Below are 21,370 nucleotides of genomic sequence, written 5' to 3'. Positions count from 1 at the left end.
GCCATTGAAACTGAAACATCCGAGAAGCGAGCAGCACCCTCATCAGCCACCCTGCCGGCGACGGACCGGATCTGATTCTGCGCGACGGGCTGACTCTGGTCGACCACAAAACGCCCCTCCGGCGGGTCCCGCGCCCCCTTGCGCTTAAGCTGTGAGCATTAGGCGAATTTACCATTGCCAAAGCAAGTGATTAAGAGCTTATTAGAGACATAAGCTTTGGCTTATTCAGATGGGTCGGGAGGGTTTGTGCGGCGACGGGAAGGCGATTTCACCTTGCGTCAGCTCGACACGTTCGTCTGCGCAGCGCGCAACGGCAGCTTTGCACTGGCGGCCGACCAGCTCGGCATCTCGCAACCCGCGGTCAGCGACCATATCACCACGCTCGAGCGCCATCTCGGCCATAAGCTGTTTGATCGCCGACGCGGCACGACGCCGACCCTGACACGCCAGGGGATCGACATGTTGCACCGCGCCGAGGCCCTGCTCTCGACCAGTCGTGCGATGCGCGGTCATGAAGATGTGCGACGAACGGAAGAGAAAGTGCGTATCCGCCTGTCGATCGGAAATCACTCCCGCGATACTTATCTGAAACCCCTGCTCGCCCGCATCTATACCGAACTTCCCCACGTCGAGCTGGAAATCGTCCCGACGCTGCCCGCTGCGCAGATCGCCACGGCATTCGCAAAGCGGGACATCGACCTGCTGCTCTATGCGGTTGGGGGTCCGTCACTGCGGCTGCCCAACAGCCATGGGCTGGGCGAGGTACCGATCCTGATGGTCGCAGCACCCGAGACGGCGACCCTGCTCTCGACGGGCACGCTGGCCATGGAGGATCTGCAATATATCCTGCCTGATCTCGGCGTCATTGCCGAGCAATGGCTCGAACGTCAGATGGCCCTGCACGGCATCCGGCCACGCCGCCCGGTCCGCTATCTGGAATTTGCCGACGTTATCCAGAGCATCGTCGAGGATGGGCTGGGCGTCAGCATCCTGATGGAAGAGCAGGTCGCGCCGGCGCTCGCGCAGGGGCGGCTCGCCCGCTTCGGGCCGGATCTGGAGCCGATGCGCCGCATCGTCGCGCGCTCGCCGCTCGCGCCGCGCGCAACCGAAGCGCTGGAGCGGCTGCTCATCACGGAAATCACCAAACGGCAGCGGCCAAGCCAGGCCGGCTGAACTGAGAACGAAGGAGAGACAATCATGGCCGGTTCGCTCGACGGCTGCGCGCACACCGCATGAAGGCGCTCGCCGATCCCGGCTCCGTCCTTAGCGACGGGCTCGCCCGCATCCGGGTGGAGATGCAGCTTCCCGCAAGCTTCCCGCCCGAGGTGATCGCGGCGGCCGAAGCGGCGGCCAAGCGCGCGCCGAGCGAGCATGTCGACCGCACCGACCAGCCGTTCGTCACGCTCGATCCGGCAAGCTCGACTGATCTCGATCAGGCCTTCGCCATCGAGGCGAGCGGCAACGATCTGCTGCTACATTATGCGATTGCCGATGTCGGCTGGTTCGTGCGCGATGGCGACCTGATCGATATGGAAGCCTGGGCACGGGGCACCAGCCAATATCTGCCCGATGGCAAAATCAGTCTCTATCCGGCCATCCTGAGCGAGCAGGCTGCGAGCCTGCTGCCCGATGGTCTGCGTCCGGCTGTGATCTTCACCGTCCGGCTCGATCCGCAGGGTAGTGCCCAGCTCGACGGTGCCGAGCGCGCGATTATCAAGAGCCGCGCCAAGCTCGCCTATGAGACAGCACGCGAGGCCGATCTGCCGCCGCTTCTGCCCGAATTCGCGCGACGGGCATGTATCGCGGAAGATAAGCGCGGCGCCGCGCGCGTCGACGTGCCGCAGCAGGAGGTCGTCCGGGGCGCCGACGGGTATTTCCATCTGCGCTTCCGGCCGCGCGCCATCGCCGAGGATCGCAACGCGATGCTGTCGCTTTCGACCAATATCGCCATCGGACAAGTGCTGCTCGCGCATCATACCGGCCTCTTCCGCACGATGGACGCGCCGGACGAGCGCGTCGTCAAGAGGCTGCGGAATACCGCCCGCGCCTATGGCCTGAGTTGGCCGGCGCAGGCGAGCCTCGCGCAGTTCCAGCGCACACTCGACCCGAACAAGCCGCGCGAGGCCGCTTTCGGCGCCGCGGTGCATCGCGCAGGCAATGGCGCGCGCTACGATTCCTATCAGGCGGGCGTCATCCCCTGGCATGTCGCAGTCGCCGCGACCTATGCCCATGCCACCGCGCCGCTGCGCCGCCTCGCCGACCGCTATGTCGTGGACGCGACACTGGCCATCGCCAATGGTCGACCGGTGCCTGACGAAACGGCGGCAGCCTTCGCCCGCCTGTCCAAGATCATGGCCCGCGCCGACGCGCTGGGCGGGCGGATCGACCGCGCCGCCATCGACCTGGCCGAAGTCGCCTTGCTGCAAGGCCGGGAAGGCGAGACCTTCCCGGCGATCATCACCGATATCGACGAGCGCGGCGCGCGCATCCAATTGCGCGCCATGCCGGTGGTCTCGCGCATCGACGCGCCGGGCAAGATGCCGGGCGATGCCGTCACGGTCCGGCTTGATGCGACCGATCTTGCGCATCGGACATCGCAGTTCTCGGTCGTGCATCAGGACCACTAGAAAGAAATGGGGTGCCAGACGACCAAGCCTGGCACCCCAATAGCGGCAAGGCGCGCGGTTGCATGCGCAGCAGCTTGCCTGCACCTCCGCGCTGTTGCCCGTTCCCACCACGGCAAGCACGAAGTTGCCGAGACCCCGCCGTGAATTAGTCCGGTCAATCAGGAAACGGACCTGACGGGCGGTTCGTCCAACCACCTCGCCGGCCCGTACGCGAATCCGCTGATTCGCTCCTGCGCCTTCCAACCCACCCGCGAGCTCTCTGCTCTAACCGGCGACAACACCTTGGCGGCTAATCGGTTCCCAAAAAAATGGCGCCTCTGCATTTTGGTCGCGAGGCTTGGAAATCCGCCCTATTCTGGAGCTCATGGTTGACGGAAGAACCTGTTCCGGAGGGGCGGGCGGCCGCCGACCTTATGGGACAGGGGAGGCCCAACCGCTACGGACCCAACACCGACGAGATAGATGCATCGGTCCTTAACCATCTTGCCTCTAGGACCGGCCCTATCATGATCCGGGACAAGAGGACTACACCAGGCATGACGTGCCGGACCGGCATTTGCGCACTGTCGGCGCTGACCCTGGCACTGTCCGCCTGCGGTGGCGACGGAGGTGTCAGCTCGACGCCGACCCCCACGCCAGCCCCTACGGCGACACCGACGCCACTGCCAACACCCACGCCGACACCACCGGCAAACTACGATACGGCCGAGTATCGCCGTTCGAACGGCCTGTCCTATCATCATGCGATCACAGCCTATCAGGCCGGCGCGAACGGGGAGGGCATCACCGTCGGCATCGTCGACAGCGGCCTCTCCGACCCCGCCGGCGAGCTGGCCGGGCGGATCAGCCCGCTCTCGCGCGATTTTGCCGGCAATGCCGACTATAGCGACGCCAACGGCCATGGCACGGCCGTCGCCAACGTCATCGCCGCCGCCCGCAATGACCAGCACATCATGGGCGTCGCCTGGGGATCGACCGTCCTGGCGCTCCGCACGGAGGATCGCAGCAACTGCGATCCGGACGGCTGCGTCCACCCCCTCGCTGCGATCGCCAGCGCCATCGACTATGCCTGGCAACACGGCGCGCGCGTCGTCAATGTCTCGCTGGGCGGCGGGGCTGCCTCTGCCCAGGTGCTGCAGGCTGTGAGCCGGGCGACCGCCGCCGGCACGATCATTGTCGTCGTCGCGGGCAATAATCCGGCCGGCGAGGCCCCGCTCGTCGTGCCCGACGGCTTCGCGCAATCCTTTGCCGATCCGACTTATAGCCACGGCCTCGTCATCATCGCCTCGTCGGTCAACAGCAACGACACCGTCAGCAGCTTCTCGGCCGGCGTGCAGGGCTTCGAGCATGTGAGCCTCGCGGCGCTCGGCAACGGCGTCCTGACCCTCAACCAGAATGGCGAGGAATTTCTCTACAGCGGCACCTCCTTCGCGGCGCCGCAGATTTCGGGCGCGATCGCGCTGCTGGCGCAGGCCTTCCCCAATCTCACCAGCAAGCAGATCGTCGACCTGCTGCTCTCCACCGCCCGCGACGTCGGCGCGCCGGGCGCCGATGCGCGCTATGGCATGGGCATTCTCGACATCGCCGCCGCCTTCGCGCCGAAGGGCACGCTGAGCCTTGCCGGTACCGGCGTCGCGCTCGCCCAGTCGACCACCAGCGCCCTGTCCGCGCCGATGGGCGATGCACGCGCCGCCGCACTCAGCGCCGTCGCGCTCGATCAAATGCAGCGCGCCTACCGCGTCGACCTGACGCCGGACTTTCGGCGACCCGGGCTCGTCCGATCATTGACCGGCGTGCTCGACGTCAGCCAGAGGCATGTCGATGTCGGCACGTCCACGCTCCGCCTCGCGCTCAGCATCGCGCCGGGCAATGGCGGCGTGCCCTTGGCCGGCCCGCTGGCGCTGACGACGCAGGACGCGACGCAGGCGCGTCTGCTTGGCGGCACGATCATGGCCCGGCTGTCGCCGGCCGCCAGCGTCATGCTCGGCCTGCGCACCGGTCTGGCCTCAATGGAGCATCGCTTTTCCGATCGCCCGGCACCCAGCTTCATCATGGCCCGGCACGGCTTCGATGCCGGCCAGAGCGACATGCGCGCCATCTCCGCGCTCGCTTTGTCGCAGAGCCTGGCACCGGGCCTCGATCTGACCACCGGCTTCGAGAGCGGCGACATGACCGGCTTCACGCGGCGGACAGCGACGCCCGATGGGTTGCCCAACAGGGCCGCGCCCTATCACGCCATTTCGATGACGCTGGGTCTGGAGCGTCGCGCTTTCGGCCTCACCGCCGGCCTTACCCTGCTCGATGAGCCTGCCAGCGCGCTCGGCGCCCGGTTCAGCCCGACGCTCGGCGCGCAGTCCGCGCGCAGTCTCTTCGCGCGGCTCGGTGCGACGATCGAGCCCGGCGCAGGCATCACGCTCACCGCAAACTGGCAGCGCGGCTGGACCCGCGCGGCGGCCGGCGGCGCGCTGCGCCACGGCGGATCGCTGGCCAGCCAGAGCTGGTCGGCGGACCTGGCGCGGCCCGGTGTCTTCGTGCCCGGTGATCTTGTCGGCCTGCGCATCTCGCAGCCGCTGCGCGTCACGGCCAGCCGCTTCGACCTGACGCTGCCCGATGCCTGGGACTGGGAGAGCGGGATCGCCACCGACCACATCGTCCCGCTCGACCTCACGCCCAGTGGCCGCCAGCGCGACTATGAGCTGAGCTATGGCCGCGGCATCGGCCCGGGCTGGCTCGGCGCCAACCTCTTCCTGCGCAAGCAGAGCGGCAACATCGCCGACATGCCCGACGATCTCGGCATGGCACTACGCTGGTCGATCGGCTTCTGACGTCCGCACCCTGGCCTTACGGCAAATGCCGGGCCATGCGCGCTTCGAGCAGATCGATCAGGGTCGGGTCCATGAAGCGATAGCGGTCAGGAATATCCAGGCAGATGATCCGCTTGCCGTCGATCGCTTCGCGGAAGCGTTGCCGCAGCTTGCCGCGATGCATGGCCTCCATGACGACGATCGTGTCGGCCCAGCGGACCAGCTCGTCCGTCAGCGGATTTTCGGCATCATTGTTCGTGCCGGCGGAGGCGACGTCAACGCCGGGCCGCCCGGCGAAAATCTGCTCGGCCGTGGGACTGCGCAGCCGGTTCTGGCTGCAGACGAAGAGAAATCGCTTCAGCCGGCCGCTCCGGTCAGACCGTGAAGCTCTCGCCGCAGCCGCAGCTGCCCTTGGCGTTAGGATTGGCGAAGGTGAAGCCGGCGGCGAAATCATCCTCGACCCAGTCCATCGTCGAGCCGATCAGATAGAGCACCGAGGCTGCATCGATGAAGAAGGTGCCGCCGGGCGTCTCGATCTTCTCGTCGAACTTCCCGGCCTCGGTCACATAATCGACCGAATAAGCGAGGCCCGAGCAGCCGCGGCGCGGGGTTGAGAGCTTGACGCCGATCGCGCCATCGGGCGCCACCGCCATCAGGTCGGCAACGCGCTTTTCCGCATTCGGCGTCAGGATGACGGCGGCGGGACGGGCGCGGGTCGTGGTCGTCGGTGCGTTCATCTCTCTTCCTCCTTCACCCCTCCTCTGAAGAGGAGGGGCTATGCTGTTACAGCATTCCCAATTCGAGCTTGGCCTCGTCGCTCATCTTCTGCGGATCCCAAGGCGGGTCCCACACCAGATTGACGTCGACGGTTCCGACGCCCGGCACCGCGCCGACCCGCATCTCGATCTCGCCCGGCATGGATTCGGCGACCGGGCAATGCGGCGTGGTCAACGTCATGGTGATGGCGACATGGCTGCCTTCGCTCACCTCGACCCCGTAGATAAGGCCGAGATCGTAAATATTCACCGGGATCTCGGGATCGTAAATGTCCTTGAGTGCGTCGATCACCGCGTCGTAGGTCGCGCCGCCCGGCTCGTCAGCCGGAGCGTCCGTAGGACGCTGCTTGAGAAAACCTTCGAGATAGTCGCGCTTGCGCTCGAACGTCTGGGCAGCCGTTTCCAGCGCACCGTCCGCATCGCTCACGCGGGCGCGCGGCGCCGGCGCGACGCTGTCGACCTGCTCGGTCTTGATCTTTGTTTCCTCGTTCATCCGAATAATGCCCTCACGCGATCGAGGCCCTTCAGAAGCGCCTCGATATCGCTCTCGTCATTGTACAATCCAAAACTCACCCGCGCGGTCGCATCGACGCCGAGCTGCGTCATCAGTGGCTGCGCACAATGATGCCCGGCGCGGATCGCCACATCGCTCTCGTCCAATATGGTGCCGATGTCGTGGGGATGCACCCCTGCCATCTCGAAGGAGACGATGCCAGCGCTGTCCTCGGGGCCGAGCAGGCGGATCGAATTGATCCCGCGCAGCGCATCGCGCGTCCGGCGCACCAGCGCATCCTCATGGGCGGCGATGCGATCCAGCCCGATCGCATCGACATAATCGAGCGCGGCGGCCAGCCCAATCGTTTCGACGATCGCCGGCGTCCCCGCTTCGAAACGGGCAGGCGGCGGCGCATAGGTTGTGCGCCTGAAAGTCACCTTGTCGATCATCGCGCCGCCGCCATGATAAGGCGGCATGTTGGCGAGGATCGCCGCGCGCGCCCAGAGCACGCCGATGCCGGTCGGCCCGTAGAGCTTGTGGCCGGAGAAGAGATAGAAATCGCAGCCGAGCGCGGCCACGTCGATCTTCATGCGCGGCGCGGCCTGGCAGCCGTCGACCAGCAGTAGCGCCCCGGCGTCGTGCGCAATATGGGCGGCGTGTTGCACGTCCAGAACGGAGCCCAGGACGTTGGAGACATGGGCGAGCGCGACAAGCTTGTGCGCGGGCGTGATCATCGCGGCCATGGCGTCGAGGTCGATGCGGCCGTCTTCGGTCAGCGGCACCACGTCGATGGCCGCGCCGGTCCGCTCGGCGATGAGCTGCCATGGCACGATATTGCTGTGATGCTCCAGCTGCGAGAGCAGGATGCGGTCGCCGGGCTTGAGGTTCGCCCCGCCCCAACTCTGCGCGATGAGATTGATCCCTTCGGTCGCGCCGCGCACGAAGACGATCTCGTCCGTCCCGCCAGCATTGATGAAGCGCGCGACCCGCACCCGCGCCGCCTCGTAAGCGAGCGTCATGTCGGCCGAGCGCGCGTAGACACCGCGATGCACGGTCGCATAATCGGCGCCCATAGCGCGGACGGTGGCGTCGATCACCGCTTGCGGCTTCTGCGCTGTGGCGGCGGTGTCGAGATAATGCCAGAGGCGACCGTCGGCGGTGACGAGGCCGGGGAAGTCGGCTCTGACATTTCGTCCCGGCAGCGGAATTCCGCCGTCCGCGTCGAACGACGTCGGCTCGGGCCGTGTCTCGACATCGCTCGACACGAACGGGACGCTTGCCTCTATCGTCATTCCAGCCGCTCCAGCTTGGCCAGCGCCGCCGCATCGAAGCGCGCGCGCTCGGCCTCATCCGCCATGTCGTCGAACAGCCCGGCGATGAAGGCCTGCAGCATCAGCGCCCGTGCGCTGGCGGGATCCAGCCCACGCGAGGCCATGTAGAAGAGCGCCGCCTTGTCCAGCTCGCCCACGCTGGCGCCGTGCGCGCATTTCACGTCGTCGGCGAAGATCTCCAGCTCAGGCTTGGCGTTGGCCGTGGCGGTGCGGCCCAGCAGCATCGCCTTGAAGCTCTGCGCCGCGTCTGTCTTCTGCGCTCCGCGCGCGACCTTGATCTGGCCGAGATAGCTGGTCGTCGCCTTGCCCGCCGCGATGGCGCGCACCGTCTGGGCGCTGGTCGCGCCCGGCTCGGCATGGCGCAGGGTCGTGACCAGCTCGATGGTCTGCTCGTCACCGCCGATCAGGGCAGCCTTGAGCTCGAAATGCGCGCCTTCGCCAAGCGTGACGTCGAACGTCACCCGCCCGAGCGCGCCGCCGATGTTGAGCAGATGAACGCTGAGCGACCCGCCCGCCTCGACCTCGATCCGATGATCGCGAATGACCGTCTCGCCCGCATCGGCGTCCTGGAGGATAGCGAGCGTCCTTGTCCCGCCCGCCGCGACTGACAACCGGACCGGTTCGTCGACCGGCCAGACACGTGCGGCGGCGGCAAGATCGCTGTAGCGCCACGCCTCGTCGCGGCGCGTCGGCAGAACGGCAAGCGCGCTCACACCCCGGTCCCCGCGCGCTGCGCCACCAGATAGTCGCGAATGCGCGCGATCAGGGTCGGCTTCGCTTTCTCGACACAGGCCTTGACATCTTTCTCGCTGTCCTTGCCCTTGCGCACGCAACGCGTCGTCGCCTTACACAGCTCTCCGTCGAGTTTGGTCAGGCCGGTCGACGCACTGAGGTCGCACTGATATTTGCCCTGCGCATTGCGCGTCACCGCGACCGAAATCTGCCGAAGCTTCGATGCGATCACGGTGATGTCCTGGACTTCATCGAAGTCGCTGTCGGGTGGCTCTGCCTCGGCCGGCGCCTGCAGCAGAAGCATGGCGGCGAGCAGCATCATGCCGCGATCACCTCCGCATAGCCCTCGCGCTCCAGTTCGAGCGCTAACTCCGGTCCGCCCGATTTCACGATGCGACCGTCAGCCAGGATATGCACGAAGTCGGGCCGTACATAATCGAGCAGGCGCTGATAATGGGTGATCAGCAGTACGGCCTTGTCAGGCGCGCGCATGATTGCGTTGATGCCCGCGCCGACGGTCTTGAGCGCATCGATATCGAGGCCGCTGTCGGTCTCGTCGAGAATCGCCAGCTTCGGATCGAGAATCCCCATCTGAACCATCTCGGCTCGCTTCTTCTCGCCGCCCGAGAAGCCGACATTCACCGGCCGCTTCATCATGTCCATGTCCATGCCGAGCAGGGCCGCTTTCTCGCGCGCCAGGCGCAGGAAATCGGCGGCCGAAAGCGGCGCTTCACCCCGCGCCTTGCGCTGGCTGTTAAGCGCCTCCCGCAGGAACTGCACGTTGGAGATGCCGGGGATCTCGACAGGATACTGGAAGCCGAGGAACAGCCCGGCCGCAGCCCGCTCGTGGGGCGCCATCTCCAGCAGGTCCGCGCCCTCGAACGTCACGCCGCCGCCCGTCGGCTCATAGCCCGGCCGGCCGCCCAGCGTGTACGCCAGTGTGGATTTGCCCGCGCCATTGGGGCCCATGATCGCGTGAATCTCTCCCGTCTTGATCGACAGGCTGAGACCCTTGAGAATGGTCTTGCCGTCGATCTGTGTCGTGAGATTGTCGATAGTCAGCACGTTGTCTTACCTGTTCTTGCTGGGGCAGCGCATGTAGCTGCGGGTCTTGCCGTGGCCGCTGAGGGTGAGCCTGTCGCCCTTGGCGGAGAGGGTGAGGATGTTGGTTTCGGGCCAGTGCTTGCCCTGCGCCTGATAATCGAGCGCCACCTCGATCGCGTTGGTGCCGCGCGGCTTGAGCGTCTGCAGATGCCCGACCGCGTCGGTGAAGCCCATGACGGTGATGTTGATCCGCATATAGCCGCGGCCTTCCCCGTTGCAGCTTTTCGGGCTCGTCGCCCATTCGCCGCGATAGAGCTCGGGAAAGCCGAAATCGGCGGCATAGGTCGTGGCGGGCGCCTGCGCACCGGCAAGGAGCAGGACGCTGCCGCAGAGCGCCTTCACCATGGGTGTCCCTCTGTCATTTCCCGGCACTGGCGAGGCTCCCATTGCAACCGATCAGATATTGCTGGCGCATCATGTCGAGGGCATTGTCGCGCATGCCGCCCAGCATTCGCGCATCGTCCAGTGCTTGCTGGCGATCGGCGAGCTGCTGGGCCTCCATGTCGAAATTCGGTGATGGTGCGGCAGCGGCGACCGCCGGAACGGGTGTCGCGCCGGGCTGAGCGGGAATGGACTGGCTGGGCTGTACGGGAGCCGGTGGCCTGTTCATCGCCTCGAACCGCCGCTGAGCCAGCGCCCGTCGCGCCTCGACCACCGCCTGCTGCTCGTTGAAGATGGCGATCATTGCCGCACGCCGTCGCTGCGGCTCGCCAGCGAAAATTTTGGTCATCGTGCCGCTGTCGCACTTGCCGACCGCGCGCTCGACCTCGGCAAGATCGGGGCCGGTGGGGATACCGATGGCCGCTTGCGTCAGGAGAAAGAAGGCGAGGCTCACCCGACGCTCCCCTCCAATGAAATCCCCAGCAGCTTCTGCGCTTCCACCGCGAACTCCATCGGCAGCTGCTGGAGCACTTCCTTGGCGAAGCCGTTAACGATGAGGCTCACCGCCCCTTCCTGATCGAGGCCGCGCTGCATCGCGTAGAAGAGCTGGTCGTCGCTGATCTTGCTGGTGGTCGCCTCATGCTCGACGATGGCGCTCGGATTCTTGACCTCGATGTAGGGCACCGTGTGGGCGCCGCACTGATCGCCGAGCAGCAGGCTGTCGCACTGGGTGAAGTTGCGCGCATTCTCGGCATTGGCGGCGATGCGCACCAATCCGCGATAGGTGCCGCTGGATCGGCCAGCGCTGATCCCCTTCGACAAGATCGTCGAGCGGGTATTTTTACCGTTATGGATCATCTTCGTGCCGGTATCCGCCTGCTGACGGTTATTGGTCACGGCCACCGAGTAGAATTCGCCGACGCTGTTCTCGCCGTTCAGCACGCAGCTAGGATATTTCCAGGTAATGGCCGAGCCGGTCTCGACCTGCGTCCAGCTCACCTTGCTGTTCCTGCCTTGGCAGAGCGCGCGCTTGGTCACGAAATTATAGATGCCGCCCAGCCCCTCGGCATTGCCGGGATACCAGTTCTGTACGGTCGAATATTTGATCTCCGCATCGTCGAGCGCGACCAGCTCGACCACGGCGGCGTGGAGCTGATTCTCGTCGCGCTGCGGCGCTGTGCAGCCCTCCAGATAGGAGACATAGGCGCCCTTGTCGGCGACGATGAGCGTACGCTCGAACTGCCCGGTATTCTCCGCGTTGATGCGGAAATAGGTGGAGAGCTCCATCGGGCAGCGTACCCCCTCGGGAATGTAAACGAAGGTCCCGTCAGAGAAGACCGCGCAATTCAAGGCCGCGAAATAATTGTCGTGCATCGGCACGACCTTGCCCAACCAGCGCTTCACCAGATCGGGAAACTCGCGGATCGCCTCGCTGATCGAGCGGAAGATGACACCGGCTTCCTCCAGCTCCTTGCGGAAGGTGGTAGCGACCGAGACGCTGTCGAACACCGCATCGACCGCGACCTTTCGGCTGCCGGCGACGTTGGCGAGTAGCTTCTGCTCCTCGATCGGGATGCCGAGTTTCTCATAAGTGCGGCGAATCTCGGGATCGACCTCGTCCAGGCTGCCGAGCTCGGCCTTCTTCTTGGGCGCTGCATAATAATAAGCGTCCTGATAGTCGATCGGCGGCACGTCGAGCTTGGCCCAGTCCGGCGCTTCCATCGTCAGCCAGTGGCGATAGGCTTTAAGGCGCCAGTCGAGCATCCAATCCGGCTCATTTTTTTTAGCCGAAATGAACCGCACCGTCTCTTCATTGAGGCCTTTGGGAGCGAATTCCTGCTCGATGTCGGAGACGAAGCCCCACTCATAGTCGCTGACCTTCTCGGCCGCGGCGAGCGCTTCGGCATTCTTGGCCGGCGCGCTCATGACAGCGCCTCCATCGCCAGCGGGCGCGGAGCGGGCGCATAAGCCGCGACGGGAATGCGATCGGGTGCCGCGATCATATGCGCTAGCGTCACCTGCGCCAACGCGCCGCGGACCAGTCCATTGACGCCGACCCAGTGCGGTCGGATCGCGCAGGGCCGCTCCAACGCGCAACAATCCGCGCCCTCCGCGTCCAGGCAGCCGGTGAGCGCGATCGGCCCGTCCACCGCCTCGATGATGTCAGCCAAAGTGATGGCAGCCGCCGGCCGGGCCAGCTTGATGCCGCCGCCGGTGCCGCGCGTCGCCTTGATCAGGCCGGCGCGGCCCAGCATGCTCGCCAACTTCTGTGCGGTCGGCACCGGAATGCCCGCCTCCATGCCGAGGCTCGCGGCATTGGCCCGCGCGCCGCCGCAATGTGTCGCGGCGGTGCGCATCATCAGCACGGCATAGTCGGCAAGACTCGAAAGGCGCATCTGCGAACGATTCTCAAATCAGAGTAAATCAGTCTGATTGGGCAGATGGGCTGCGCGGGGTGAGAAATCAAGCTGTTTCTGGCCGAGCTTACCCTGCGGCTCTTCGTCATCCCGCCAACGCGGGAATGACGGAGGACAAGGCGACAGCACCGCCTAGCTGATCCGGCTCAGCTTGGCGATCTCGTCCTTCAGGTCGGCGCGATCCATCGACAGGCGGATGACGATGCTCGCGCGCTCGCGCAGTTCGGTCGGGGTGAGGCCGGTGAAATGCTTGATCTCGCGGATGAAGTGCGACTGGTCATAGAAGGCGTCGCCGCTTACCTCCGACCAGTCAAGCTCCTCGCGCGCCAGCACCTGCGCGCAGCGCAGGGCGCGATATTTGCGGGCGAGATATTTGGGCGGGGCGCCATAGAGCCGGTTGCACCAGCGCGCCAGTTGCCGGGCCGAGAGGCCGGTCGCCTCCTGCAGTGCCTCCACGCGCGGCGACTGTTCGTCGGCAAGCCAGCGGTCGGTCTCGGCGACGAAACGGCGCTCGCTCTCCGAGACCGGATGGAGCTGGGTGCGCATGAAGGTCCAGAAGGCATCTGCGCCCTTGCCCGGATCCTCGATCGTGCGCAGCAGCAGCAGCAGGTCGCGCCAGGCTGGGCCGAACCGCACGCTGAGATCGAAGGCATCGTCTGCGGCGCTGTCTGCATCGCCGGCCCGCAAAGCCGCCCAGCCGAGTGGCAGGACAGTGACGCCGACCACCTGCATCGGGCCTGCAACGTCGAAATGCGTCGCCATGCTGGTCGGGCCGAGCAGGCAGGCCTCCGGCGTCGCCACCGTGCGGCCATCGCTGAAATGATAGGAGCCGACACCGGTGAGCATGAAGCGAATCTGTGCAAAGTCGGCGCGGGTATGATCGGAGACGTTCGGGCGGTCAGCCGTGAACAGATACATGGCGCCGAAATACTCGGCCAACTCGGCCGGCGGCACGAAATAGCTGAGCGCGACCATGTTGGCCGCATCGGCGACGGAGAATCTGTGACGCATTCAGCGACCCTGACCGCTCCACATGAGTGACGACCATCCGGATGCCCCAAACCCACAGGAAATCCGAACCTCAGGACAGACGGCAAGACCACAGATTTTGCGCTGTCCCCCCGTATATTGAACCCAGTTTTCGCACGAAATCGACCTGAATGGAACGAAAAAAGCGGTCCAGCCAGCAAAAGCCAGCCAGACCGCCTAAGTTCAAGGTCTCTAAGCCGGACGACTGAGAGCCCTTCGGGTCGCAGGGGTGAGATAGCTTGATTCGCAGCGGCTTGATTGGACGGAATCGTCATTGCCTCCGTTCACGTGATTTTTTGCGAGATGCTGTCGATTGCGCGGCGATGTCTCGTTTTTCCGCGCCTTTGACCGAGAGGATATGCGCTGGCATAGGCCGTTCCCATGTATCGGCTGCTGCGTCCCCTGCTCTTCGCGTTCGATGTCGAGCGCGCCCATGGTCTCGCGCTCTCGGCGTTGCGGCTGCCCTTGCCGCGCGCGGCGGCGCCGGACCCGATGCTGGCGCAGACGCTGTTCGGCCTCGATTTTGCCAGCCCGGTGGGACTCGCGGCGGGTTTTGACAAGGACGGCGTGGTGGCGCGCCGAGTCGGCGTATTGGGCTTCGGCTTTGCCGAGCTTGGCACGCTGACGCCGTTGCCCCAGACCGGTAATCCGCGCCCGCGCCTGTTCCGCCTGGTCGAGGACGAGGCCGTGATCAACCGGATGGGCTTCAACAATGGCGGGCAAGCCGCCGCGATCGAGCGGCTGGCACTTCGTGGCGTGAGCGGAGGTCTGGTTCTTGGAATCAACATCGGCGCGAACAAGGACGCGGCCGACCGGATCGCCGATTATGAGACGGGGGTGCGGGCGATGAGCCCGTTTGCGGACTATCTGACGATCAACATTTCCTCGCCCAACACGCCGGGCCTGCGGGCGCTCCAGGACCGCGGCGCGCTGAACGAGCTGCTCGCCCGCGTCATGGCTGCGCGCCCGGCGGGCGGACCGCCGATCCTGCTGAAGGTCGCGCCGGATCTCGAACCGATCGATATCGATGACATCGCCGAGTTGAGCCTCGCGCACGGCATCGACGCGCTGATTGTCAGCAACACGACCATCAGCCGGCCGCCGCTGCGGTCCCCGCAGGCCAAAGAGGCCGGCGGCCTCTCCGGCGCGCCCCTGCACGACCTCGCCCTGGAGAGGCTACGCGATTTCCGCCAGCGGCTGGGCACTCGATTGCCGCTGATCGGCGCCGGCGGTATCGCGAACGCGGCGCAGGCCTATGCGCGCATCCGCGCCGGTGCCAGCCTCGTCCAGCTCTACTCGGCGCTGGTCTATAAAGGCCCCTATCTGCCGGCTCGGATCAACACTGGACTGGCGTCCCTGCTGCGGCGGGACGGCTTCACGCGCATAAGCGACGCGGTGGGTGTCGATGTCGATTGACGAATCAGCACGCTATCAGCCGCTCACCGCGCTCGAAGCCGCCGTGCGCCACGCCATGGCCGGCCATGGTGACGAAACTGCCGTGCTGACCGAGCTCCTGGCTTCGGACATCTGTGTGCCATCGGCAAGCGAGGTCCAGGCGAGCGGTGCGGGATTGACGCCGCTGCTGGTGACCAGCACGCGCTTCAGCAGCCGGATGGTTCTCCTCTTCGACGATATAAGCCGGATCGGCCCGGAATTGAGCGCGAAGGCGCCCTATTGCCTGCAAGTCGCAGGCGACTGGCTGATCCGCAGCATCGCGCCCGATCTGGGCATTACCCTGTTCGTGGGGCCGGGGATCGGTTGTGAGCTCTCTCCCGCCCTGCTCACAGAGGCGCGCCTCCGCTAGGCGGCGTGGACAAGTTCGAACGACGGCGATCCGGCATTTTCCCCGGAATTGGGCAGTCAGGACACGACAAATCGGACATTGAGATTGCCGTCACCCCGGACTTGATCCGGGGTCTCGCTTCCGCTGAGCGACGTCGAAGGCATGCCCGCGAATGTGCGGAAAGAGCAGTTGGGCTCCGGGTTAAGCCCGGGGCGACGTCGGCGGCAGAGGCAGCGTCCCATCGACTTTCAGCCATCCGGCGGGGATTGTCAGCGCGTAAGACCGGACCATCATTGAAACGGGAATTTGTCCACCCGGCCTACGCGGATCGGCCCGGGCCGTCATATTCCACTGTGACATCCTGCTTGGTGCCGCACAGGCGCACGACCTTGCGGCCCTCCATCACCGGAATGGCGGAGAGGCGCATCCAGCGCAGATCGCCATCGGGGCGGCGGATCTGCGCATCGAGCGTGAAGCCACGCCGGTGGCGGATGGCGTAAGCGCGCAGCTCCTCCATGGCGCTGCGCGACTCCTGCACATAAAGCGAGACCGCAAGCGCGCGATGCACTTCCATGCCCACGGGAATGCCGAACAGATTATAGACGGCTGGGGTCCAGTTGAGGCGATTGGTTTGCAAATCGCATTGCCAGATGCCGATGCCCTGGGCAGCGAAGGGGTCTTCCGCGAGCGGCGGCGCATCGGGTTCATCGACTTCGGCCAGGAGGTGCCCGAGCGGCAGGCGCAGGGTGGCCTCATAGATTGGCCAGCTATGCGTGAGCGGCAGGGAAGCGATGGCAGTCACGGCGAACCTCTTTTTCCCCTTTCTATCTTCCGTGGGTTAACCGGGTGTTAGAGAGCGTCGACCATGGCGCAGGATCGCGTCAGGCGCTAGCGCGTTGCGACAAAATGCCTATGGTGCCGTCAACCCTCATCCGCCGCCGATCAGGCCAAGAAATACAGGAACGACCCGATGTCCACATATGAAGACCGTCTGAAAGCCCTGCGCGCGCAATTGAAGCGCCAGTCGCTGGACGGTTTCGTCGTGCCGCTCACCGATGAGCATCTTTCCGAATATGTCGGCGGCTATGCGCAGCGCCTCGCCTGGCTGACCGGCTTCCTCGGTTCGGCGGGCAGCGCAGTCGTCATGCCCGAGGAAGCCGCTATCTTCATCGACGGGCGCTACACGCTGCAGGTGCGCGATCAGGTCGACGGCACCCATTGGGACTATCAGAGCGTGCCGCAGACCAGCGTCGCCGCTTGGCTCGGCGAACACGCGCCGGACGGTGCGCGGATCGGCTATGATCCCTGGCTGCACACGCGCCGCTGGGTGGAGGACGCCACCAAGGCGCTCGGCAAGAAAGATGCGACCCTCGTTGCCGTCGAGACTAACCCGGTCGACGCGGTGTGGGACGACCGGCCGGAGCCGAGCAAGGCCAAGCTGGTGCCGCACCAGGAGCGCTATGCCGGCAAGACCAGCGCGACCAAGCGCAGTGAGATCGGCGACTGGATGAAGGCGGAAGGCATCGACGCGACGGTGCTGACCGCGCTGGATTCGATCGCCTGGACCTTCAACATTCGCGGCGCCGATGTCTCGCGTACGCCCGTCGCACTGGCCTACGCGCTGCTGCATGCCGACGGGAAAGCCGAGCTGTTCGTTGAGCCCGAGAAGATCGACGCAGATGTGCGCGCGCATCTCGGCAATGCGGTCACGATTCGCGATCGCGCCGAATTCACGAGCGCGCTGAGCGACCTTGGCGGCAAGGCCGTGGCGGTCGACCCGGAGCGGGCGGTGGCGGCGATCTTCGAAACGCTGGACAAGGCGAAAGCGACGATCCGCTCCGTGCGCGACCCGGCCGTGCTGCCCAAGGCGATCAAGAACGCCACGGAGATTGCCGGGCACAAGAGCGCGCAGGCGCGCGACGGCGCGGCGCTCTCGCGCTTTCTCCACTGGCTCTCGGTCGAAGGGCCGAAGGGCGGGCAGACCGAGCTCACCGTCGCCGACAAGCTGCAGGGCTTCCGCGAGGCGACTGGCGCACTGATGGACCTGAGCTTCGACACGATCGCCGGATCGGGGCCGAACGGCGCGATCGTCCACTACAAGGCCAGCGAAAGCACCAGCCGGCCAGTGGAGGCGGGCACGCTGCTGCTGGTCGACAGCGGCGGGCAATATCGCGACGGCACGACCGACATCACCCGCACCATGGCGATCGGCGCGCCGAGCGCGGAGATGAAGACCCATTTCACGCTGGTGCTCAAGGGCCATGTCGCGTTGGCGCAAGCGGTCTTCCCGACCGGCACGCGCGGCAGCCAGCTCGACGTGCTGGCGCGGCAATATCTCTGGGCGCAAGGCCTCGATTATGCGCACGGCACCGGCCATGGCGTCGGTAGCTTCCTCTCGGTGCATGAAGGACCGCAGCGCATCGCGACCTTCGGCGGCGGCGACGAGCCGCTGCAGTCGGGCATGATCCTCTCCAACGAGCCGGGCTACTACAAGACCGGCGCCTACGGCATCCGCATCGAGAATCTGGTGCTGGTGGTGGAGCGGGAGATTGCCGGGGCGGAAAAGCCCTTCTTGGCCTTCGAGACGCAGAGCCACGCGCCGATCGACCGCGCCCTCATCGACGTCTCGCTGCTGAGCGACAGCGAGCGGGCGTGGGTCGATGCCTATCACGCCAGGACGCTGGAGATTGTCGGCCCGCAGCTCGACGGCGCTGACGCATCAGAGACCCGGGCCTGGCTCGAGGCGGCCTGCGCGCCGCTCTGACGCGAGGATGACCGCGACGATCCTCCCGGCGCGCTCCGCGCAGGATCTGCGCGACGTCGCGGCGCTCTTCGTCGACTATGCGGCCTGGCTGCCGATCGACCTTGGCTACCAGGGGTTCGAGGCCGAGCTGGCGGGGCTGCCGGGCAACTATGCGCCGCCCGGTGGGGAACTGCTGCTGGCGCGCGGCGGGGACGGCGCGCCGCTCGGCTGCGTCGGCGTGCGACCGCTGGCGGACGAGGGCTGCTGCGAGATGAAGCGGCTGTTCCTGACGCCGGTGGCGCGGGGGCTGGGCCTCGGGCGGTCGCTGGCCGAGGCGATCGTCGCGGTGGCGCGCGGCGCGGGCTATCGCGAGATGCGGCTCGACACGCTGGCATCGATGACCGGGCCGATCGCTCTCTACGAGCGCATGGGCTTCGTGCGCATCCCGGCTTATTATGCGCCGACGCCGGAGGGCACCGTGTTCATGGGGTTACGCTTCTGACGCCATTGCGGCGGCTTCCACCGGGGCCTTCGCCTTCCTCGACCGTCCCAGCATCCGGTCCAGCCACACCATCGCCAGCCCTGTCAGCAGGAAGGCCATCGTGATGATCGCGGCGGTGGTCAGCACGTGCGCCCAGCCGAGCTGGGCGACATTGATGAACGGATAAGGATATTTGCCGTCCAGATGCGCACGCACCAGCGCATAAGGGAAATAAGCCAGCGGCAGCAGCGCCCAGTTGAGCGGATCGATCCGCGTCAGGCCGCCCTTCGGCACGAGGAGCAGCCAGAACGGGGCGATCGCCGCCGGCATGGCATAATGCATGAGGTAATTGGCGATCTGGGCATGGCCAACCAGATGCTCGGTGTTGCGTAGCAGCGTCGCATAGACGACGCCGATCAGCCCCATGATGAGCGTGACGCCGCCCAGCACGGCGGGCCGGCTCGGCCAGCGCAGCCCGAGCGCGGCGCCGAGCAGCACCAGCGCCGTCACGCCGTTGCCGATGATCGTGAAGAAGCGCAGCATCGACCAGAGCGCGGCGGGGACGGCGCCGGTCTTCTCCAGCGAGACGGTGACCTGAATGGCGAGTCCCGCGACGGCGATGAGAGCCACCAGAAAGGCCGCGATGCGCGCTACCGGTGACAGGGTCATCGCTTGGTCCTCCCTATTTCTGACAGCTCGGACAGTAGAATGTCGAGCGGCCGGAATCGATCCGCCGGCGCACCGTGCCGCCGCAGGGGCATGGCTCGCCCTCGCGGCCATAGACGCGCCAGTCCTTCGCGAAATAGCCGAGCTCGCCGTCCGGCCGGGCATAATCACGCAGGGTTGAGCCGCCAGCGAGGATCGCGGCGCGCAACACTGACCGGATGGCGTCGACCAGCTTGCGCAGGCCAGGCTTGCTGACCTTGCCCGCTTCGCGCGTCGGCGAAATGCCGGCGATGTTGAGCGCCTCGCAGACATAGATGTTGCCGAGGCCGGCGACGATGCGCTGATCGAGCAGCATCGCCTTGATCGGCGCGACGCGGCCTTTCAGCGCCTGCGCCAGATACTCGGCGGTGAGGCCGTCCCCCAGCGGTTCCGGCCCGAGTGCGGCGAAGGCGGGATAGGCGTCGATGGCCGCGCTCTCGACCAGATGGACGAAGCCGAAGCGGCGCGGATCGTGGAGAGCGAGGCGGTGGCGCGGCGTCTCCACGATCAGATGGTCATGCTTGCCGATCTCGGACGGATCGATCCGCCAGCGGCCGGACATGCCGAGGTGGAAGATCATCGTGTCGCCGCGATCGGTCTCGATCAGCCCATATTTGGCGCGGCGACCGAGGCCGGTGACGGTGGCGCCGGTGAGCCGCTGGCGCAGATCGGCCGGGAAGGGAAAGCGCATGTCGGCGCGGCGCGGCTCGACCAGCGTGAGCGGCGCATCCTCCAGCACGGCGCGCAGGCCGGCCACGGTGGTCTCGACTTCGGGAAGCTCGGGCATCGACCCTGTCTAGGCGGTGCGGGAGCGTCCGCCAACCGGCATCAGATCCACAATTGCCAGGGAAGCAGCAGCGGCGCCGCCGCGATCAGCGCGAGGCCGATCATCAGGCGGCGCTTGCCGCCGATCGCGATCTCGTCCGGCACCAGGCCGGTCGGCCGCGCCCAGAGGAAGGGGCAGGCCAGCATGGCGAGGAACCCGCAGCCCTTGGCGACCTCGCGCGCACCCACGAATCCGCCCCCGACCCACAGGCTGAGGCCGGTGAGCGCGAAGGCGATCGTCAGGAGCCACATGATGAGGCGCATTCCTTATAGGACGGATCACCGCGGCCGCTCTTTAGGCCGCAAGCCCCTATGCAGGCGCGCGGCTCTCCGGCATGAGGCGGCATGAGCCAAGCCGATGACATCGCCCTCGCCCACGCCCTGGCCGACGCTGCGGGCGCCGCGATCCGCCCCTTCTTCCGCGCCCGCTACGACATCGAGACCAAGACGGACGCCTCGCCCGTGACCGAGGCCGACCGCGCGGCGGAACTGGCGATCCGCAGGCTGATCGAGGCGGAGCGACCGCGCGACGGCATCATCGGCGAGGAATTTGGCGCGGTGCGCGAGGAGGCCGGACGGCAATGGGTGGTCGATCCGATCGACGGCACGCGCAGCTTCATCGCCGGGCGGCCGATCTTCGGCACCCTGATCGCGCTGATGCAGGACGGCTGGCCGGTGCTCGGTATCATCGACCAGCCGATCAGCGGCGAACGCTGGGTGGGCGCGATGGGGCTGCCGACCACGCTAAACGGCAAGTCGATGACGACGCGCGCCTGCCGCGATCTCGACCAGGCGATCCTCGCGACGACCGGGCCGCAATATTTCCCGGGCCACAGCGCCGAGCATTTCTCGATCCTCGCCGGCCAGTGCCGCGACACGGTGTGGGGCGGAGACTGCTATAATTACGCGCTGCTCGCGAGCGGACATGTCGACATCGTGGTCGAGGCCGGGCTTAAGCTCTACGACATCGCCGCGCTGGTGCCGGTCGTCGAGGGCGCGGGCGGGCGCATGTGCGACTGGGCGGGCGATCCGTTGACCGACGCCAGCGACGGCAATGTCATCGCGATCGGCGACCCCGCCCGGCTCGACGACGTCATCGAAGCGCTCGCGCATCATCATTGAGGTCCGGTCCGCGC

General features: G+C 66.3%; 24 protein-coding genes. 8 read left to right on the top strand and 16 right to left on the bottom strand.

Annotation, left to right across the window (positions count from 1 at the left end):
- The first annotated feature begins 246 nt into the window (after positions 1 to 246).
- From KK488_RS05680 to KK488_RS05670, 3 genes are all read left to right on the top strand, one after another.
- Positions 247 to 1,173, top strand: a complete 927-nt coding sequence (locus KK488_RS05680; protein ID WP_214622171.1) for a LysR family transcriptional regulator — start codon at positions 247 to 249, stop codon at positions 1,171 to 1,173.
- A gap of 59 nt (positions 1,174 to 1,232) precedes the next feature.
- Positions 1,233 to 2,627 carry an RNB domain-containing ribonuclease gene (locus tag KK488_RS05675; RefSeq protein ID WP_214622170.1) on the top strand — a complete coding sequence of 465 codons (1,395 nt, stop codon included), beginning with the start codon at positions 1,233 to 1,235 and terminating at the stop codon, positions 2,625 to 2,627.
- Positions 2,628 to 3,163: 536 nt separating this feature from the next.
- Positions 3,164 to 5,452, top strand: a complete 2,289-nt coding sequence (locus tag KK488_RS05670) for a S8 family peptidase (RefSeq protein ID WP_214622169.1) — start codon at positions 3,164 to 3,166, stop codon at positions 5,450 to 5,452.
- A 16-nt stretch (positions 5,453 to 5,468) separates the two neighbouring features.
- On the opposite strand, the gene KK488_RS05665 is transcribed toward KK488_RS05670, so the two are convergent.
- The 12 genes from KK488_RS05665 to KK488_RS05610 all read right to left on the bottom strand — a co-directional run bounded on the left by KK488_RS05665 (position 5,469) and on the right by KK488_RS05610 (position 13,679).
- Complete coding sequence (locus KK488_RS05665; RefSeq protein WP_349356854.1) at positions 5,469 to 5,885, bottom strand: low molecular weight protein tyrosine phosphatase family protein; 417 nt, start codon at positions 5,883 to 5,885, stop codon at positions 5,469 to 5,471.
- The gene (locus KK488_RS05660) at positions 5,806 to 6,168 is read right to left on the bottom strand and encodes a HesB/IscA family protein (protein WP_214622168.1); all 363 of its coding nucleotides are present in this window, start codon (positions 6,166 to 6,168) and stop codon (positions 5,806 to 5,808) included. Before KK488_RS05660 ends, KK488_RS05665 begins: the two co-directional genes overlap by 80 nt.
- A gap of 46 nt (positions 6,169 to 6,214) precedes the next feature.
- Positions 6,215 to 6,700, bottom strand: a complete 486-nt coding sequence (locus KK488_RS05655; protein WP_214622167.1) for an SUF system Fe-S cluster assembly protein — start codon at positions 6,698 to 6,700, stop codon at positions 6,215 to 6,217.
- Entirely contained in the window at positions 6,697 to 7,995 is a 1,299-nt protein-coding gene (locus tag KK488_RS05650) for a cysteine desulfurase (protein ID WP_214622166.1), read from the bottom strand. The genes KK488_RS05655 and KK488_RS05650 overlap by 4 nt, the downstream gene beginning before the upstream one ends.
- A complete protein-coding gene (locus tag KK488_RS05645; RefSeq protein WP_214622165.1) occupies positions 7,992 to 8,747 on the bottom strand; it encodes a SufD family Fe-S cluster assembly protein in 756 nt (251 codons plus the stop codon). Before KK488_RS05645 ends, KK488_RS05650 begins: the two co-directional genes overlap by 4 nt.
- Entirely contained in the window at positions 8,744 to 9,088 is a 345-nt protein-coding gene (locus tag KK488_RS05640; protein ID WP_214622164.1) for a hypothetical protein, read from the bottom strand. The genes KK488_RS05645 and KK488_RS05640 overlap by 4 nt, the downstream gene beginning before the upstream one ends.
- Positions 9,085 to 9,831, bottom strand: a complete 747-nt coding sequence (gene sufC / locus KK488_RS05635; protein ID WP_214622163.1) for a Fe-S cluster assembly ATPase SufC — start codon at positions 9,829 to 9,831, stop codon at positions 9,085 to 9,087. The genes KK488_RS05640 and sufC overlap by 4 nt, the downstream gene beginning before the upstream one ends.
- Positions 9,832 to 9,837: 6 nt before the next feature.
- Positions 9,838 to 10,215, bottom strand: a complete 378-nt coding sequence (locus KK488_RS05630) for a hypothetical protein (protein WP_214622162.1) — start codon at positions 10,213 to 10,215, stop codon at positions 9,838 to 9,840.
- A gap of 13 nt (positions 10,216 to 10,228) precedes the next feature.
- On the bottom strand, positions 10,229 to 10,705 hold the full coding sequence (locus KK488_RS05625; protein ID WP_214622161.1) for a hypothetical protein: 477 nt from the start codon (positions 10,703 to 10,705) through the stop codon (positions 10,229 to 10,231).
- The gene (gene sufB / locus KK488_RS05620; RefSeq protein WP_214622160.1) at positions 10,702 to 12,177 is read right to left on the bottom strand and encodes a Fe-S cluster assembly protein SufB; all 1,476 of its coding nucleotides are present in this window, start codon (positions 12,175 to 12,177) and stop codon (positions 10,702 to 10,704) included. Before sufB ends, KK488_RS05625 begins: the two co-directional genes overlap by 4 nt.
- Complete coding sequence (locus KK488_RS05615; protein ID WP_214622159.1) at positions 12,174 to 12,647, bottom strand: RrF2 family transcriptional regulator; 474 nt, start codon at positions 12,645 to 12,647, stop codon at positions 12,174 to 12,176. The genes sufB and KK488_RS05615 overlap by 4 nt, the downstream gene beginning before the upstream one ends.
- Before the next feature lie 153 nt (positions 12,648 to 12,800).
- Positions 12,801 to 13,679: a helix-turn-helix domain-containing protein gene (locus KK488_RS05610; protein WP_250890107.1), complete on the bottom strand. Its 879-nt coding sequence runs from the start codon at positions 13,677 to 13,679 to the stop codon at positions 12,801 to 12,803.
- A gap of 399 nt (positions 13,680 to 14,078) precedes the next feature.
- Between KK488_RS05610 and KK488_RS05605 the strand changes: the two genes are divergently transcribed.
- Positions 14,079 to 15,113, top strand: a complete 1,035-nt coding sequence (locus KK488_RS05605; protein ID WP_214622158.1) for a quinone-dependent dihydroorotate dehydrogenase — start codon at positions 14,079 to 14,081, stop codon at positions 15,111 to 15,113.
- Complete coding sequence (locus tag KK488_RS05600; RefSeq protein WP_214622157.1) at positions 15,103 to 15,501, top strand: SseB family protein; 399 nt, start codon at positions 15,103 to 15,105, stop codon at positions 15,499 to 15,501. Before KK488_RS05605 ends, KK488_RS05600 begins: the two co-directional genes overlap by 11 nt.
- Before the next feature lie 298 nt (positions 15,502 to 15,799).
- Here KK488_RS05600 and KK488_RS05595 read toward each other — a convergent pair whose 3' ends face one another.
- Positions 15,800 to 16,282 (bottom strand): PAS domain-containing protein, encoded by a 483-nt coding sequence (locus tag KK488_RS05595; protein ID WP_214622156.1) that lies wholly within the window; start codon positions 16,280 to 16,282, stop codon positions 15,800 to 15,802.
- 168 nt (positions 16,283 to 16,450) lie between these two features.
- On the opposite strand from KK488_RS05595, the gene KK488_RS05590 reads away from it, so the two are divergent.
- Positions 16,451 to 18,244 (top strand): aminopeptidase P family protein, encoded by a 1,794-nt coding sequence (locus KK488_RS05590; RefSeq protein WP_214622155.1) that lies wholly within the window; start codon positions 16,451 to 16,453, stop codon positions 18,242 to 18,244.
- A 7-nt stretch (positions 18,245 to 18,251) separates the two neighbouring features.
- Positions 18,252 to 18,725: a GNAT family N-acetyltransferase gene (locus KK488_RS05585; protein WP_214622154.1), complete on the top strand. Its 474-nt coding sequence runs from the start codon at positions 18,252 to 18,254 to the stop codon at positions 18,723 to 18,725.
- Here KK488_RS05585 and KK488_RS05580 read toward each other — a convergent pair.
- The 3 genes from KK488_RS05580 to KK488_RS05570 are packed head-to-tail and all read right to left on the bottom strand — an operon-like array spanning position 18,714 to position 20,486.
- The gene (locus KK488_RS05580; RefSeq protein ID WP_214622153.1) at positions 18,714 to 19,373 is read right to left on the bottom strand and encodes a Pr6Pr family membrane protein; all 660 of its coding nucleotides are present in this window, start codon (positions 19,371 to 19,373) and stop codon (positions 18,714 to 18,716) included. The genes KK488_RS05585 and KK488_RS05580 overlap by 12 nt on opposite strands.
- Before the next feature lie 13 nt (positions 19,374 to 19,386).
- Positions 19,387 to 20,196, bottom strand: coding sequence for a bifunctional DNA-formamidopyrimidine glycosylase/DNA-(apurinic or apyrimidinic site) lyase (gene mutM, locus KK488_RS05575; protein ID WP_214622152.1), 810 nt, complete (start codon positions 20,194 to 20,196; stop codon positions 19,387 to 19,389).
- 41 nt (positions 20,197 to 20,237) lie between these two features.
- On the bottom strand, positions 20,238 to 20,486 hold the full coding sequence (locus KK488_RS05570) for a hypothetical protein (RefSeq protein WP_214622151.1): 249 nt from the start codon (positions 20,484 to 20,486) through the stop codon (positions 20,238 to 20,240).
- Between the two features lie 93 nt (positions 20,487 to 20,579).
- On the opposite strand from KK488_RS05570, the gene hisN reads away from it, so the two are divergent.
- A complete protein-coding gene (hisN, locus tag KK488_RS05565) occupies positions 20,580 to 21,356 on the top strand; it encodes a histidinol-phosphatase (RefSeq protein WP_214622150.1) in 777 nt (258 codons plus the stop codon).
- Positions 21,357 to 21,370: the final 14 nt, after the last annotated feature.

This window comes from Sphingobium nicotianae (assembly GCF_018603885.1).
Taxonomy (GTDB): Bacteria; Pseudomonadota; Alphaproteobacteria; order Sphingomonadales; family Sphingomonadaceae; genus Sphingobium; species Sphingobium nicotianae.
Note: the sequence above shows the minus strand (reverse complement) of the source record. Positions and strands in the feature narration are given on the sequence as shown.